This is a genomic window from Evansella clarkii, assembly GCF_002019695.1.
In the GTDB taxonomy this organism is placed as follows: Bacteria; Bacillota; Bacilli; order Bacillales; family Salisediminibacteriaceae; genus Evansella; species Evansella clarkii.
The window spans coordinates 3,516,986-3,532,685 of record NZ_KV917376.1; the positions used below are offsets into that span (position 1 = coordinate 3,516,986).

Annotated in this window: 14 protein-coding genes; 5 read left to right on the forward strand and 9 right to left on the reverse strand. The window is 39.9% G+C overall.

Annotation, left to right across the window (positions count from 1 at the left end; genetic code table 11):
• The first annotated feature begins 1,552 nt into the window (after positions 1–1,552).
• Complete coding sequence (locus BK582_RS16335; protein ID WP_078596060.1) at positions 1,553–1,843, forward strand: YrhK family protein; 291 nt, start codon at positions 1,553–1,555, stop codon at positions 1,841–1,843.
• A 53-nt stretch (positions 1,844–1,896) separates the two neighbouring features.
• Here the strand turns inward: BK582_RS16335 and BK582_RS16340 are convergent, their stop codons facing one another.
• The gene (locus BK582_RS16340; protein WP_078596061.1) at positions 1,897–3,141 is read right to left on the reverse strand and encodes a hemolysin family protein; all 1,245 of its coding nucleotides are present in this window, start codon (positions 3,139–3,141) and stop codon (positions 1,897–1,899) included.
• Positions 3,142–3,562: 421 nt separating this feature from the next.
• On the opposite strand from BK582_RS16340, the gene BK582_RS28325 reads away from it, so the two are divergent.
• Positions 3,563–3,649, forward strand: coding sequence for a putative holin-like toxin (locus BK582_RS28325; protein ID WP_414458024.1), 87 nt, complete (start codon positions 3,563–3,565; stop codon positions 3,647–3,649).
• A gap of 249 nt (positions 3,650–3,898) precedes the next feature.
• Here BK582_RS28325 and BK582_RS16345 read toward each other — a convergent pair whose 3' ends face one another.
• Both BK582_RS16345 and BK582_RS16350 read right to left on the reverse strand, forming a co-directional pair.
• Positions 3,899–4,660 carry a putative hydro-lyase gene (locus BK582_RS16345; protein WP_078596062.1) on the reverse strand — a complete coding sequence of 254 codons (762 nt, stop codon included), beginning with the start codon at positions 4,658–4,660 and terminating at the stop codon, positions 3,899–3,901.
• A gap of 254 nt (positions 4,661–4,914) precedes the next feature.
• A complete protein-coding gene (locus tag BK582_RS16350; protein WP_139368262.1) occupies positions 4,915–6,597 on the reverse strand; it encodes an AarF/UbiB family protein in 1,683 nt (560 codons plus the stop codon).
• 365 nt (positions 6,598–6,962) lie between these two features.
• Between BK582_RS16350 and BK582_RS16355 the strand changes: the two genes are divergently transcribed.
• The gene (locus tag BK582_RS16355; RefSeq protein WP_078596064.1) at positions 6,963–7,394 is read left to right on the forward strand and encodes a hypothetical protein; all 432 of its coding nucleotides are present in this window, start codon (positions 6,963–6,965) and stop codon (positions 7,392–7,394) included.
• 220 nt (positions 7,395–7,614) lie between these two features.
• On the forward strand, positions 7,615–8,355 hold the full coding sequence (locus BK582_RS16365; protein WP_078596066.1) for a hypothetical protein: 741 nt from the start codon (positions 7,615–7,617) through the stop codon (positions 8,353–8,355).
• A 117-nt stretch (positions 8,356–8,472) separates the two neighbouring features.
• Here BK582_RS16365 and BK582_RS16370 read toward each other — a convergent pair whose 3' ends face one another.
• The 6 genes from BK582_RS16370 to BK582_RS16395 form a co-directional block, all read right to left on the reverse strand.
• Positions 8,473–9,099: an SCO family protein gene (locus tag BK582_RS16370; protein WP_078596067.1), complete on the reverse strand. Its 627-nt coding sequence runs from the start codon at positions 9,097–9,099 to the stop codon at positions 8,473–8,475.
• A gap of 67 nt (positions 9,100–9,166) precedes the next feature.
• A complete protein-coding gene (locus tag BK582_RS16375; protein WP_078596068.1) occupies positions 9,167–9,364 on the reverse strand; it encodes a hypothetical protein in 198 nt (65 codons plus the stop codon).
• Between the two features lie 203 nt (positions 9,365–9,567).
• Entirely contained in the window at positions 9,568–11,013 is a 1,446-nt protein-coding gene (pdxR, locus tag BK582_RS16380) for a MocR-like pyridoxine biosynthesis transcription factor PdxR (RefSeq protein ID WP_078596069.1), read from the reverse strand.
• A gap of 196 nt (positions 11,014–11,209) precedes the next feature.
• Complete coding sequence (locus tag BK582_RS16385) at positions 11,210–11,551, reverse strand: ASCH domain-containing protein (protein ID WP_420841249.1); 342 nt, start codon at positions 11,549–11,551, stop codon at positions 11,210–11,212.
• A gap of 93 nt (positions 11,552–11,644) precedes the next feature.
• Entirely contained in the window at positions 11,645–12,379 is a 735-nt protein-coding gene (locus BK582_RS16390) for a DUF5694 domain-containing protein (RefSeq protein WP_078596071.1), read from the reverse strand.
• A gap of 407 nt (positions 12,380–12,786) precedes the next feature.
• Positions 12,787–13,449: a hypothetical protein gene (locus BK582_RS16395; protein WP_078596072.1), complete on the reverse strand. Its 663-nt coding sequence runs from the start codon at positions 13,447–13,449 to the stop codon at positions 12,787–12,789.
• A gap of 600 nt (positions 13,450–14,049) precedes the next feature.
• Between BK582_RS16395 and BK582_RS16400 the strand changes: the two genes are divergently transcribed.
• Positions 14,050–15,381 (forward strand): CitMHS family transporter, encoded by a 1,332-nt coding sequence (locus BK582_RS16400; protein ID WP_078596073.1) that lies wholly within the window; start codon positions 14,050–14,052, stop codon positions 15,379–15,381.
• The last annotated feature ends 319 nt before the right edge of the window (positions 15,382–15,700 follow it).

The window sequence follows — 15,700 nt, forward strand, 5'->3', positions numbered from 1 at the left end:
AGCGGTCTTCTTATTTATACCGTCTTCTTACCTTTATTATAACCGATAATGAAAAAAGTGAAAACAGAATTACTTATAAATATGGTGGTTGGAATGGGAAAGTATATCCTTAACACTGTCACACGAGTTATTGGGTAAATTTATTCTGGACAAATTTCCGTTGTTAGGTGTAGATTTGTCCAGATTCTGCCGTTTGCTGGACAAAAATTGCCTGGCCTACCGAAATTTGTCCAGATTCAACTCCGATTGACGGTTTTTTTTCCTGCAATTTAAATTTTAGTTAAAATATGTATCGACTTTGCTTGTATTTTCCAGTGATTAAACCCTTTTCTGGACAAATTTTAACGGTTTAGATGAGATTTGTCCAGATTCTGCCGTTTGCTGGATAAATATTGCCTGGCCTACCGAAATTTGTCCAGATTCAACTCCGATTGACGGGTTATTTTTCTTTCAAATTACTTTTTAGGTAAAATATGTATTTAATTTACTTGTATTTCCCAGTGAACGTACTCTTTTCTGGACAAATTTTAACGTTAGAGGGAAGATTTGTCCAGATTCCGCCGTTTGCTGGACAAATCTTGACTGTCCGACCGGAATTTGTCCAGATTCAACGGCGGATGACCGGTAAAATTTCCTGTAAATTGCTTTAAAGGTAAAATATGCAACTAACTTTCTTGTATTTTCCAGTGATTAAACCCTTTTCTGGACAAATTTTAACGTTTTAGATGGAATTTGTCCAGATTCCGCTGTTTGCTGGACAAATATTAATTGTCCGACCGGAATTTGTCCAGATTCAACGTCGATTGACGGTTTTTTTCCTGCAATTTAAATTTTAGTTAAAATACGTATCGACTTTGCTTGTATTTTCCAGTGATTAAACCCTTTTCTGGACAAATTTTAACGGTTTAGATGAGATTTGTCCAGATTCTGCCGTTTGCTGGACAAATATTACCTGGCCTACCGAAATTTGTCCAGATTCAACTCCGATTGACGGGTTATTTTTCCTTCGAATTACTTTTTAGGTAACATATGTATTTAATTTACTTGTATTTTCCAGTGATCGTACTCTTTTCTGGACAAATTTTAACGTTAGAGGGAAGATTTGTCCAGATTCTACCGTTTGCTGGACAAATATTGCCTGGATAATCGGAATTTGTCCAGATAAAACACCGAATGACCAATTATTTTTCCAGTTCCCTCCCTAAGCAAGTACCCTTTGAAGAATTCCTAACCTTCCCTGCCTCCACCGTCCAAAAACAAACTAACAAACAATCTTAACACACCCACCCTCACCGCTTCCCCTGACAAATTACTCATTTTTTATCCGCCGGCTTTACTCTTCAGTTAAAATTATTACTAATTAATTACATTTTAAAAAATGGAGTTTTAGCTATATAAAATCGGATAATACAGAGATAAATAGTGCATAAACATAGTTAAACGAATTATACTCCTGATTATCAGCAATAAATCCAGAATATGCCCTATTAAGCAAATTAAAGCTGTGTGTATGCGTCTTTAAAAATTTCAGAGAGATAAAGGGGGAAGATCCATGCCTCGGATGAGAAATGAAACAGATAAGCTGATGATTAGGGTAGGGAGTAACCGCATTGTATTTAAAAAGCAATGTAAATTATCAAGAACAGTCAATGATTTGCTGGTAGGGATTTTATTTGTTGGCGGGAGTCTTTTCAACCTCTCCTATTTCGGCATTACACTTGGTACTCTTCTCTATTTAGCCGGAAGTGTGATCCTTGCGTCCCGTTCTGTTGCCAACGTTTTAGAAAACATTTCGGTAGTCCACGAGGTAAAAGACCCTGAACATCAAGAGTGGTATCATTAATACAAACAACAAACAACCGGAAGCCCCCAACCAAGTGGCTTCCGGTTTTTAAATCAGCTGCCCGTATGCACCATCACGAAATGCACCCTTCGTTCATCTGCTTCGTGTATCGTTAATTTTATATGTTCGTAGCTGAACTCCGTCCCTTTTTGCGGCACACGCTGGAATTCTTCGGACAGCCAGCCGCCGATCGTATGGTGAATTGTGTCCGGGAGTTCCACGCCGGTAAAACGAACGAAATCATCCAGAGGATAATCAGCATGAAATAAATAAGTGGAAGTATCCACCTGTTTAAATAACTTGATATCATCGTCGTGTTCATCATAAATTTCTCCGACAAGCTCTTCCAATATATCTTCGAGCGTGATTAAACCGCTTGTTCCCCCATACTCATCAATGACGATAGCCATATGGGTTTTCTCTTTCTGAAGCTGCGGCAGCAATGTATTGATTTTCATGGATTCTACGACAAAAATAGGGTCTCGCAGCAAAGCACGTATGTCCACTTCATTTTTAATATAAGCTGTTAAAAAATCACGTTCCGATAAGATGCCGATAATATTATCAATATTACCTTCGTAGATTGGAATCCTCGAGAAGCGTTCCCGGAAAAACGTTTCCTTAATCAGATCAGGGGCATCTTCAATGTTCAGTGCGACCATGTTTGTCCGGGGTTTAAAAACTTCCTCCACGATAATATCATTGAAATCAAAGGAACGGTGTACGAGCTCTCTTTCCGTTTCATCAATGACGCCTTCCTCTTCACTTAATTCCACCATCATCTTCAGTTCTTCTTCTGTGACAGACGGACTTGTCTCATTTTTCTTAATGAGCTTCGTAACCCCTCGTTTAATCTGCAGGAAAACCCAGTTTACAGGCGCGATAATTTTCATTAATAAAAGCATGATACCGGATATTTTGGAAGTGAACGTTTCCGCATATTCTTTCGCAAGAGATTTCGGGATGATCTCTCCGAAAATAAGCACAAGAACGGTTAATACAAACGTACTTATAAAAACACCAAGATTTGGTCCGAAAAGCTGGGTTGCAACAGCTCCTGAAATCGTAGCTGCCGCTATATTAACGATGTTGTTTCCAATTAGAATAGTGGACAACACCTGGTCAAACCGGTCGGTTATATACAGCGCCTTTTCTGCGCCTTTATTCCCTTCCTCCATCATTGACTTCAGCCTGATCCGGTTCGCACTGGAAAAAGCTGTTTCAGCGGAGGAAAAAAATGCGGATAAAAACAGTAGTACGACTAATAACAGTATCAATGACTGTGGTATTTCTTCCAACGCTGTCACTCTCCCTATAATCTTCTGCCTTATTTACAGCACTAATAGTATGGATTAATATACTCCTAACCATTACATACCCAATTTTAAAAAAATTAAATTTGGGATCGGGAGAAAACTCCCTTAAAAGACAGGGCAAATGGCAGTAAGGTTCAGCTGTAATTTCCCAATTGAGCGCAAATTAAACTTTAGACAAGAGGTTTCCCAGAATGCTTAAACCCTCAACCCTCTATAAAAAAATAAAAAAGAACCATAACCCGGTCCTGTTTATTAGTAATTATTTACTATTATTGATTTCTCGCAGCTCGAAAAGGGAACAAATGTTCCTGTTTTGCTATAAAAAATGATATAATAGAAGAGTAATGGTTCAGAAACTCATAGGGGGTTGGCTTTCATCTCCGGCTGAAAGGGGGTGAAGCCTATGGTGACTGCCGCGGAAGCATTAACTTTAATGATTTCTTTCGGTTTATTAGTAGTCGCTGTATTGTCTTTTCACGAAAAAAGATAAGGCCCCACTCATGAGTTCACGGCTCTGAAAGTGGGGTTCCTTATCATCCCTGCGGCCAATCCCCTTTGAAGGGAACTGGACTATTACTGGCCGTTAGTGTTGGCAGCACTAACGGTCTTTTTATTTATATCTCACTGTTACTCATATTATAACCGAAAAAAGAAGGCGTGAAAACAGATATACAGGTCTTTTCCGCCCACAGGGCCTTTAAAAGAGAAAATTCCACAACTGCTGACATTTTAATTGGAGTCATAGTTCTTCATGTTTAATATCTGTGACAAACATATGCCCTGGGGCGTGTGTTATCATAATTGGCAGTTTTGCTGCCACTGCAGCAGCCTGAGGAGTTACGCCGCATGCCCAGAACACAGGCACCTCCCCTTCCCCGATGCCTGCAAAATCCCCATAATCAGGCTTTTCAATATCTTGGATGCCGATTTCAGCAGGATCGCCAATATGGACAGGGCCTCCATGCATTTGAGTGAATTCTCCTGTCACCTGAGCTGCTTTTTCAACCAATTCTTCTTTGATTGGTCTCATAGATACAACTAACGGTCCTGAAAAAGGTCCGGCTGATTCTGTAGCAATATTTGTTTTATACATGGCCACATTTTTTCCAGCTTTCACATGTCGAAGTGGAATATCCGCATTTAGGAGCGAACTTTCAAAGGTAAAGCTGCATCCTAGGAGGAATGTGACAAAATCGTCCTGCCACAACTCTTTTATTGAAGAAACTTCCTTCTTCAGTTCCCCGTTTTCGTATATAAAGTATTTTGGCACGTCCGTGCGTATATCAGATCCTCTCGCCAGATCTGATTCTGTTTTACCAGCTTCCATTACATCAATAACCGGACACGCTTTTGAATTTCTGAAAGTATAAAGAAAAAAGTCGAACGCGTACTTTTCCGGAAGAATTACTACATTTGCCTGGACGATCCCTTGGCAGAAACCTGACGTAGTTTTTGCGAATTTATCTCTTCTTATTAAATCTCTAAGTTCATTAGCTTTCATCTGGATCCTCCTGAATGTGCAGGCCGGCAGTTCCAATATTTTCCGAACATCTGCCGGTAAAGTTTATCCCTGAGATGTCATATGCACAATTAGTTTGTCTGGTACAAGTGTTAAAAAAGCTTGTAATTTATTGACGATTATTGTAGGTTTTAAATAAGGGTTTGTTTTTTTTGACTATTTATTAATACGGTACGTGAAATATTCAGAATAATCAATTTACTCACTGGCATACCTCGTTACTGTTCCCAGCCTGCTTATAGTTTCCCTGACTTGAATATAGAATACAGCAGCCAGAAAAACATGAGCATCGCTATACCGAAGCCGATTTCTACTGCTGGTATATTCCAAAGTACCGATGACTGTCCTCCTATTGCTGTTGCGACGACCAGGCCAGCCATAATAATGCTGAAAGCGAGGATAACAATACTAATGGACAGCCGGTTGCTGATCCGGTTCAGTTTATTTAAAAACATTTCAAGATCCGGCATGGTGATTTCCACCGGGACTTTCCCTTTTTTCATTACAGCTGTAATCTGCTGAATGTTTTTCGGGATGTCGATAAGCACCTCTCCAAAATCATTCCACTCGCTGAACATTCTTTTTGCCATTGTAACAGGATGATAACGTTCTTTTAATAACTGCCGTCCGAATGGTTCTGCAATCTTTACGATACTGATATCAGGATCCAGTTTTTCTGCTACTCCTTCAAGGGTCAGCAAGGTTTTCCCAAGCAGAGTCAAATCAGAAGGAAGCTTAATGCGATGCTTTCGCGCTACAGAAAACAGGTCATTTACCGCATCTCCCAGGCTCACCTTACTAAGAGGGACATCATAATATTTTTCCCTAAGGTCCTCCACATCCGCGGTAAGCACCTGCAAGTCCACATCGTCAGGAACCAGCCCCATTTTAGTAATCGCTTTAATAACCCCCTGTGTATTCTGGCGCATGAGTGAGATAATTAACACGGCAAAATTCGCTTTCATCTCAGGGGTCAGCCGTCCTGTCATCCCAAAATCCATGAACACTACGGTCTCACCTGGCAGAATGAAAATATTGCCGGGGTGAGGGTCACCATGAAAAAAACCTTCTATTAATACCTGGTGAAAAACAGCATTGGTAATCCGTTCAGCAAGTACTTTTCTGTCGTAGCCTTTTGCAATGAGTTCCTCCAGATTATTCACTTTAGTCCCTTCTATGAACTCCATTGTTAAAACTCTTTTTGTCGTATAATCCCAATACACTTCAGGTATGTGTATTTTTCTGTCCTTTTCAAATTGTGCGGATATTTTATCGGCATTTTGCCCTTCCGTCACATAATCCATTTCCGTTATGATTGCTTTCGAAATTTCTTCCACAATCTCACTGATTTCATACTGCGCAGCCCAGTCGAGCCTTAATTCTGCGAGAATGGCAGCCTGCTTCAGAATCTCAAGATCCGTTTTAATCCTGTTTTCTATATGAGGACGCTGGACTTTTACGGCAGCCTGCTCACCTGAGTTTAAAACAGCGTAATGCACCTGCCCGATGGAGGCAGATCCAAGCGGGGCTTCATCAAATTCTATGAAGAAGTCTTCCAGTCTGCCGCCCAGTTCCGCTTCAATAATGTTTCTTGCGTCTTCAAGTGGAAACGGAGGAACCGTATCCTGCAGCTTCTGAAGTTCCTCAAGGATATCGTCCGGCAGGAGATCTGGCCTGGTGCTGGCAATTTGTCCTACTTTCACAAAGGCCGGCCCCAGCTCCTCCAAAAATAACCGGATACGTTCTCCACGGGTTTTCCTGTGTACTTTCTGCTTATCATCGTGCTTAAACACTCTTGCGGGCAAAGACAGAAGGTGATCGAGGCCCATTTCCTTCACAAGAAAACCGAAGCCGTACCTGGAAAAGGCAATAGCTATCTCTCTGAACCTTTTTAGATGGCGAACTCTTTTTTCAAAAATAGGAACTCCCTCCTCTTACAGTATTCGTTGCAAGTATGTTTTTCGTCTTAAGCAGATAACAGCCCGTCTTCCTGGCAGATTTCCTGCCAAGTTGATTTCAATGGCTGTAATATGGCATAGTAATGTGGAAACAAAAGCTTGTCACTTTTTATTATAGTGGATATTATTTTTTAAAAGAAAGAAAACACTTCACTGGGTGCAGCAATTATTGTCTCTCAAATTTATCAATGCTAATATTGAAACTTGATTATACCGCCTCTCGTCTACTATAATTAACTCACCCACGTAAGGAAGGAATTTATTATTGACAGAGCGAATTCTTTATTAACCCTCAAATATAATCCCCTGAGAAAGAAGATGATAGTATGATTTACAACCGCCAGCCTGGTGGACCAGGCAGGAAAAGGCCGGCTTCCTCCCCGGGTAAACGAAAGGATCCGAAAACCCTTAATACAGCGAAAGAGATGGGTGAAGCCTACCGAATGCTTTTTGAAATTGAAACGAATTTAAGAGAGCTTGTAAGAAAAACCCATCAGAAACAATACGGGCATACCTGGGGAAAAAATGATGACATTCAGATTGACCTGAACAACGCTACGTTTTTTCAGATTACCACCTACCTCACAAGGAACCCTGCCATGTCTTTCAAGTTTACTTCCAAAGAAATCAGCGACCTTATCTCCCTGAAAAGTGTCAGGAACAAAGTGTGCCATATGCGCCCCATCAGCGATAAAGAATTCCAGCAGCTGGAGCAGTGCTACAGGATGGTGAAAACTAAGAGTAAACGAATTGTATAATGTAAAGAAGCCGGCCTGGCTCCTCCAGGCTGGCTTTATTTTATTTATCGTCCTTTCTGTTTTTGCCTCAAAGTATCCCCGAAATATATATCTGTCAAACTCTTATTTCCAGTCTCTCCTTGCCCCTGTTATATTTCCGCCAAGAAAATCATATATATTATCCAGAGGTATTCACGGACTTAGCAACTATTAAACTTCTAAACAGAAAGGAAATACAACTATGGGGAAAAAATATTTATTATTTTTTATAATCGGCAGTCTGTTGCTTATGCTGGCCACTCCGGCTTTTGCAAGTGATACAGACAACAGCCTGAAGAACATACTGGAAAATCATTTTAAGGAGTCCGTAAGCTACTATAAACCAGGGACTCTGCAAATTTTTCAGACGGAAACACATAGGGTTATCATGGAAAAAGAAGATAGAAATATGGAGGAAAGACAAAAAGAAGAACTCACTACGTATAAACAAAAACTGGAAGACAAGAAAAAGGAACAGCTTTTCCACGCTCTTGACGCTATTCTTGAAAATGACGGTACAGATAAAACAGCAGGGGAAATTCAAAAAGAGCTTAACGATTTATTGAAAGAGGAAGAGGCTGCAGCAAAAGCTGCGATTGCGGAAATGAAAGCACAGCATGAGAGCGAAAGAAAAACCGGTAAAATTCAGGAAGAAAGTGACGTACTAACCGCTTTAGTAAAATATACTACCTCCAGAGACAAAATCATGAGAACAGAGCATACCGAGTATTTGTACTTTGACATAGAGAGCGGAACGGTTATCACTCCTAATGACTTTTTGGAAAACGTGTCTGTTTCGTCATTCGAAATGCAATATGAAAACTTTATCGGAACTTCAGATAATAAATGGCTGTTTTCCATTTATCTCCTATTATTTGCGGCCTTCATGGCTGGCACCCTGTTCTGGACTGGGGTTAGCAAATACAGCCGCTCGGATCCATGAAGTAGTAAAACAGGGAAAGGCTGCCCATGAATTTCTGAAAAGCATGATGGAGCAGCCTATTTTGATGTAGGTGGACCGTTGACCGTTATCAAACTTAATATAACTATGCTATGTTATTCAGTTCTGCAAGAATTTAAGATCCGAAATGACACTGTCGAGATTAAAACTCTCATCTCCCTCATACATCCTGATTATATCTCCAGCCTCGTTAAACAGATAAAAGCGAGTCGGGTGTAAAATGTCATTTTCAACAGGCTGGAACACAGTGAAGAGGGCTGGTGCAAGTTCATCTGTTAAGAAGGACTCCTCATATCCTGTGAGAAAGGTCCAATTATCAAGATCTGCGCCATAAGAGTGAGCATAATCTTCCAGTCTTTCTGGCGTATCAAATTCCGGGTCGACAGTAAAAGAGACAATATTAACTCCATCGACTTCTTCTCTGACCATAGCTTCTTGTATCAGCACCATGTTAGGAGTCATTGTCATACATACAGTTGGACACCGCGTAAAAATTGTTTTTACCAATGTCTTTTCACCTTCTGTATCTTTGTTTGTCACCAATTCCCCAAATTGGTTCTGAGCTTCAAATTCAGGCATTCTCCACTGATAGTCCTCTTCTCTTTCAACTTCTGACATATCTATAACACCTTCTCTTTCAGGCGCAGAATCTGCGTACATAAAGCCGCAGCCTGAAAAGACTAACAGAACTAAAGAAACAACTGATATGAAATATATTTTTCTCATTGTAACTTCCCCCAGCTTCCCAAGAGTGTCGTAGCAACATATCTTATTTATTATCAAAAATAAAAATCTATCTGGTCAAAAAATAAATAATAGCAAAGCCGAGTGCTGGTACAAATGTTACGATGTAAAACGTAGTCAATAGTGTAATGCGGCTTTTCGCTGTCTTATGATAGTCTTTATCGTTTGGGTCAATCCCAACAAGAATAGTGATTATAAGTGCGATGACACAAATGATTGCACTGGCAATTAATAGTACATTATTCATTAGGCTACCTCCCTGGATAACAGTAATAAGTATTATAATAAAAAAGTTAACAGCTGATTAAGTGAAGGATTGTTCCCTCCCTTTTAATAATACAGGCAATAAAATTTATTAACACATCCAATTCATATGTTTTTATACCATCCAATTTCACTGTATTATTTTTCTTCTGCACAAAAAAAAAGAACCATGCACAAGGCATCGTTCTAATTTTTGATTTTCTCCATTTGACGTAACACATCTGCAAACCTTCTTATACCTTCGTTTATTGAATCTATATCCCCCCGGCCGAAAGTAAAGCGTATATAGCCTTTTTTTGTCCCTAATACGTTTCCGGGTACGAATGCCACCCCTCTTTTAATGGATTCCTCAAGTAAGCGGAATTCATCCATCGGTTCTCTGATTTTGCACCAGAAATGAATGCCTCCTTCAGGAATGAAATAATCCGTTTTTTCCCTTAAGTGGCTGTTCAGAGAGGAGATAAGCTGGTCACGCCGTTCATGAAGCTGTTGACGAAGCATGGAAATATGTCCTTTAAATTGGCCAGAACCAAGAAATTCATTAGCAACCCAAAGGGGAAAAACACTATGCCCGAAATCCACTTGCTGTTTAGCGTCAGCCAATCGTTCAATTACTTTTTCCGGTCCCATGACCCAGCCAATCCGTAAACCTGAAGCGACTATTTTTGACAGGGAACTAATATAAAGGACATTCCCCAGATGGTCCATCGATTTCAAGGTGGGGCCAGTTTCCCCACTAAAAGAAGTCAAACTATAGGGATCATCCTCTATAATCGGGATGCCATATTCCGAGGAAATCTCCAGAATTCTTTTCCTGCGGCTTAAAGAGAGTTTTGTGCCAGTTGGATTTTGATGATCCGGGTTTATAAAAAGCATGCGGAGCCGGTGTTTCTTATGTAAATGTTCTATATCATCTGGGTTAACCCCATTCTCATCAATTGGCAGATGAAAAACTTTCAGGCCTGCAGTCTGAAATATAGGCAGAGAGTAAGCATAAGAGGGGTCTTCAATCGCCACAGCATCCCCTGGCTTGAGTAAACACTGCACTATCAGATGGATCGCCTGCTGTGCACCTGATGTGATTAAAATAGATTCAGGATTTATTTGAATATCCCTGTACTCCTTTGCGTGCATCGAGATAGTCTCTCTCAGCATTTCATTCCCCTGGGGATGGTCGTAGCCGAGGTGGCCATGAAAAGGCGTTTTTGTAAAAATCTCCTGAAATGTTTCAGAGGGAAATAAATCCGGAGCTAACTCACCACTCGCTAAATCAATTAAGTCTTCTCTTTGTGTTTCCGTACGAAGTCGCTGCACCACTGGCTGATTAGGCAGGAATGAGCCACCTTCCACATAGCGGCCCCAGTTCGGCATTCTTTTATGCGAGAGACCCCAAATATCTGTACTGATCCAAGTGCCGCTCCCTTTTTTCCTTTCAACCAGACCAATGGCCTGAAGTTCATCATAAGCAGCCACAATGGTACTCCGGTTAACGTTTAATTTTTCCGCCAGCCGTCGCTCAGGCGGCAAAGGCAGATCGGTTGGAAAATCTCCGGCTGAAATACCTTTCTCAATATATTCTGCTATTTGTTTGTAAATAGGTTTTTTATCCGATCGGTCTGGCTTCCAGTTCATTCTTTATACCTCCTCTCTTATTTTGATTGAAGGTTTTCAATACATAAGAGGCCTTTCAATCAGCAGTGATTCCTATAGTTGCTTACTGTGTCTCGTAAGGGGTTGCTATATGTGAGGAAATATTTATTATAGTACAAAAATCCGGGTAAAGAAAATTGCAAACAGCCGTTATCAGTATCTGGAAATAATTTACTGTTTATTCATTTTCCGACTGGTACTCAATTGTAATAGCTAATGTTCCCCAGTATTTTTCCTGCTCTGGAGTGTAAATCTGGTATGTGCCCTTAATCATCTCCTCCATTGTCCAGCTTTCACAATCAAAGTCTCTGAAAGGGATGTCCTGGTACATAGCCTGAAATGTATCATACTTTCTAATCTCTGTTACTTTAACTCTTAATCGATCGTTTTGTTCCGGAATAAGGATAAATTCAATCGTATCACCAACGTTAATTTTTCTTCTTTTTTCGTCATTCAGTCGAACTTCAACTGTCTTTCTCCCCTCTTTAATTGCCTGAAAGTATTCACCATATAAGCCCATTTGATGCTCCACTTACAGTTCCCCTCTCTTTTATCGGCGATAAATTCCTGCCGGCTTGAATGAAAATTAATCTGCCGCCTCATAATCGCCAGCTTATAAATAGTCATCGATATTTAAAACTTGTATTTGGCTGCTTTCAGTCAGAAACTGGCTTACCAAATGGACGTGCGCCCCTCCAATCAGTAATAAAATTCGCTCACTTTTATTTTCTGTTAGTTTGAGAAGGTTGTGATAGATAATTAGATTTCTCTGATACCACCATCTCATCCAGTCTATCCCTACATATTCAGTAGCTGCTCCAATTTGAGCGATGGTTAAATACATCTCATGTTCTGTAAGGATTCTCTCTTTGTTATTAATTTCTTTTAATGCTTCTAAAATAGATAATTCTTTTATATTTGGTGCTATTTTCGGTATGTAAGATTCCATGATCAGCTCATATAATTCTGACTGGTGCATTTTTGCCCATTCCAGAACCTCGTTAATACTCCTGTTGCCTGCATCGCCCATCCAGTCAACTGCATATATCGTCTCGTGGTTAAGTCTGTCACTTATTCTGAATCCTAATTGGTGAATTTCGTTTGCTGTTAATTCAAATTTGCGATTTTTATATTCTTTAAAGTTTGCATTAAGAGCTTCGTCTCTTGCCTTATCTGCTTCCACAGCAACCTTTGTCGGTTTGAATTTTTCCAGTTTCTCAACAACTTCCAATACTTCTTTTTGTTTGTTTTCTGCCAGCACATTTCCTGTATCCGTTTGAATCATATCAGGGGAGCCACCAAAGTGGTAGGTCCCAACTATTAAAATTGCCGGTTTGTCCTGTCGCATTTTTGCCCCCTTATTGGAATATCATAGGTGCACGGTCTTCTGGATCAGCATCTTCTAACATTCTCATAATCTTAAAAATACCAATATCTCTTCGATATGTAAATTTTTTATAGTTATGGAATTCTGGTTAATTAAAATCGCAAAGTCCCTGAAAGTTTCACCATCTCTGCCTTTAAACAAGAAGTCCTTTTAATAATCGAATAATGGGCGATAGTAAAATAAGCGGAAATTGTTCGGTTAGTTGTAATAAAAAGCTACTTTGGGGGTAAATAGGGGGAGCTTTTCCGGTTATGCAACGAAAAATAAAGGATTTTTACTTGATTTGTTTAAATAGGGGGAATCTCTCCGTCTATTTAAGTTATTTTTAGTGCTAATCACTATATAAGAGAAATATCTCCGGTTATTTATCAGATCAGGTTCTTAACCTGATCTCCCAACTGATAAGAACGGATTTTCACAATCCCAGATGCAGGTATCAGCATCTTTTTATCGACTAGTTGAGAAAGTATTTTTTTTACCGTCTTGTCGCTAAGCTTCAAATATTTCTCGACTTCTATAGGGGAGATGGCTTCTCCTTTTCGAATTGCCAGACGCAACACTTCCTTTTCTAAAAAGGATAGAGTTGTCAGGTGCAATTCATCCCCCAGCCACCGGCCAATCACTTGCTGAACAATTTGTTGGCATCGGCGAGGCTTCTCTTTAACTTGGTCATAAGAGAAGCGGATTACAGTCCATCCGTCAATTACCAATTGGTTTTGACGCTCCAGACTGTCGGAAAATTGCCATCTGCTTATATTCTTTAAGTGAGGGCCGAATCCGTCAATCTCAAGGCAAATCCGTATACCAGGACGAATATAGGCAAAATCCAAATACCTTGTGCCCTCCTTGAAATCATTCACTTCATATTCTGGACACAGATATTGGAAATGATGAAAGGAAGGCCACCACACGTGCTTCAAAAACATCATTTCAGCATGTTTGTGACCTTCTTGTAAGCGCCGCAATCGTTCACCGCTTCTTGCCTGCAAGTGAATATTCATAAAGGTCTGGTATTCTTCTTCAAAACCCATAATAATCCTCCTTTTATCTTATGAACAATTCTTTTAATAAAAATATCTGAAATATGAGCTTTAAATCTTCATATTTTTTCTATGTCTAGGCTGAATCTTCTTTACTATTAATTTAACTACGGAAAGAACTTTAAAATTAATGATAGTTAATGCAAGTGAAAAAAGGAGTAAGAGTAGAGTCTTAAATTGAGGAAATTGAAAGGTAAAGAATTGGAGGTTATAACTATTATTAGTTTAATAGATTCTTTAAAATTGTCAATTAATTTTCTCTATATTATGACAATATCTTATTTCTTCATTAAGATCCCCGTTCCTGGAACCAAAGTACCAGGTTAAAACAACGTGAAAACGAAAGAATAACGGAGTTTAACCGAGGTCCCAAAAAACACAACTCTATCCTCCCATCAACCACCCCTTCCCGTAAACAAAATGAACAAAATACACTAATTAACCAATATTTAATTAATTTTCATAACATATCCCTCCCTCTTTTCTATGTGTTAAGTTATTTAATATATCAGAAAACTCGATGACTTCTAACCGCTTTATTATTGTAAGCGGTTACTATTTTACTCAGGAAATTGAAAGGGGAGAAAGATTATGCTGAGTATTATCGGATTTGCAACGATAATCACAATTGTAGTACTGCTTTTAAAGGGCCGGGTGTCTCCGATTATAGCTCTTGTAATTGTTCCGATTATAGGTGCCCTCGTAGGAGGTTTTGGCATTGCGGAGATCGGTGGGTTTTTCAGTGAAGGAATTGATCGTGTTATTAATGTAGTTATAATGTTTATTTTCGCAATTCTCTTTTTCGGAATTATGCAAGATGCGGGACTCTTTGATCCTTTCATTAATAAAATGATAGCGATTTCAAAAGGAAATGTTATCGCAGTTGCCGTTGCTACTGTACTGATTGCTGCGGTTGCCCATCTTGACGGTTCCGGGGCATCAACTTTCCTGATAACAATTCCTGCCTTACTTCCATTATATAAACGTCTGAAAATGAGCCCGTATTTACTGCTCCTTTTAGTAGGAACCAGTGCCAGTATCCTGAACATGCTTCCATGGGCTGGCCCGCTTGGACGAACTGCAGCTGTAACCGGGCTGGATCCAACAGAACTATGGCGCCCGCTTATACCTTTACAAATTATCGCTTTAGTTTTATTAGTTGGACTAGCAGTAATACTTGGTATTCGGGAAAAACGTCGAATTGCTAAAATGGGCAGTATAGAAGAAGCACAACTTGAAGCCGCTGCTGCAGGAGAGCTGACAGAAGACGAGCCTTCCACACAGGAGAAGGATAATTCGCTAGCCCGCCCGAAATTACTCTGGGTGAATTTATTAATAACTTTAGGGCTGGTCGCATCTCTCGTAACTGATCTTATACCTGCTGGATTTGCGTTTATGATCGCATTGAGTATTGCCCTTCCGTTAAATTATCCGAAAGTAAACGATCAGATGGACCGTATTAAAGCACATGCGCCAAATGCGCTGCTTATGGCAACTATCATCCTTGCCGCAGGATCCTTCTTAGGAATTTTAGGCGGTACCGGCATGCTTGATTCTATCGCAGTTGATATGGTAACAATACTTCCTGCGATGGTAGTCCCTTACTTACACTTGATCATCGGTGCCTTCGGAGTGCCTTTTGAGCTGATACTGAATACTGACGCTTATTATTTTGCTATGCTTCCGGTTGTTGAACAAATCGTTACAGGATACGGAGTTGATACGTTCTCCGCAGCATACGCAATGATTATAGGTAATATTATTGGCACGTTCGTAAGTCCATTTGCTCCGGCACTCTGGCTCGCACTTGGATTAGCCGGACTGGAGATGGGGAAACATATCCGCTACTCCATCTTCTGGGTTTGGGGATTCAGCTTAGTACTCATGGGAGTGGCTATCCTTCTTGGAATTATAGTCATATAAGTTATTTATAATACTATTCAATAGAAAAACTTCTCCTGGATCACTGTATCCGGAGAAGTTTTCTTTGGGTTGCTCTCGTTTCGCAGGTAAGAATCCTGAATTCGATAATAGAATAATCGTTTTCGAGAATTGACCTTATTATTTCGAGAATTGGGTCCCTGATTACGAGAATAGAACCTCTGTTTTCGCGAATTGCAACTCTAACTCGAAAAAAAGACCTCTAAGTTTTAAAAAAACATCTCTTAATCCCTCAATTCCCCACTATTCCTAAAACAACAGTCTCCTTCCCCCAGGCCAGACATTCATTTTCTCGCAATTC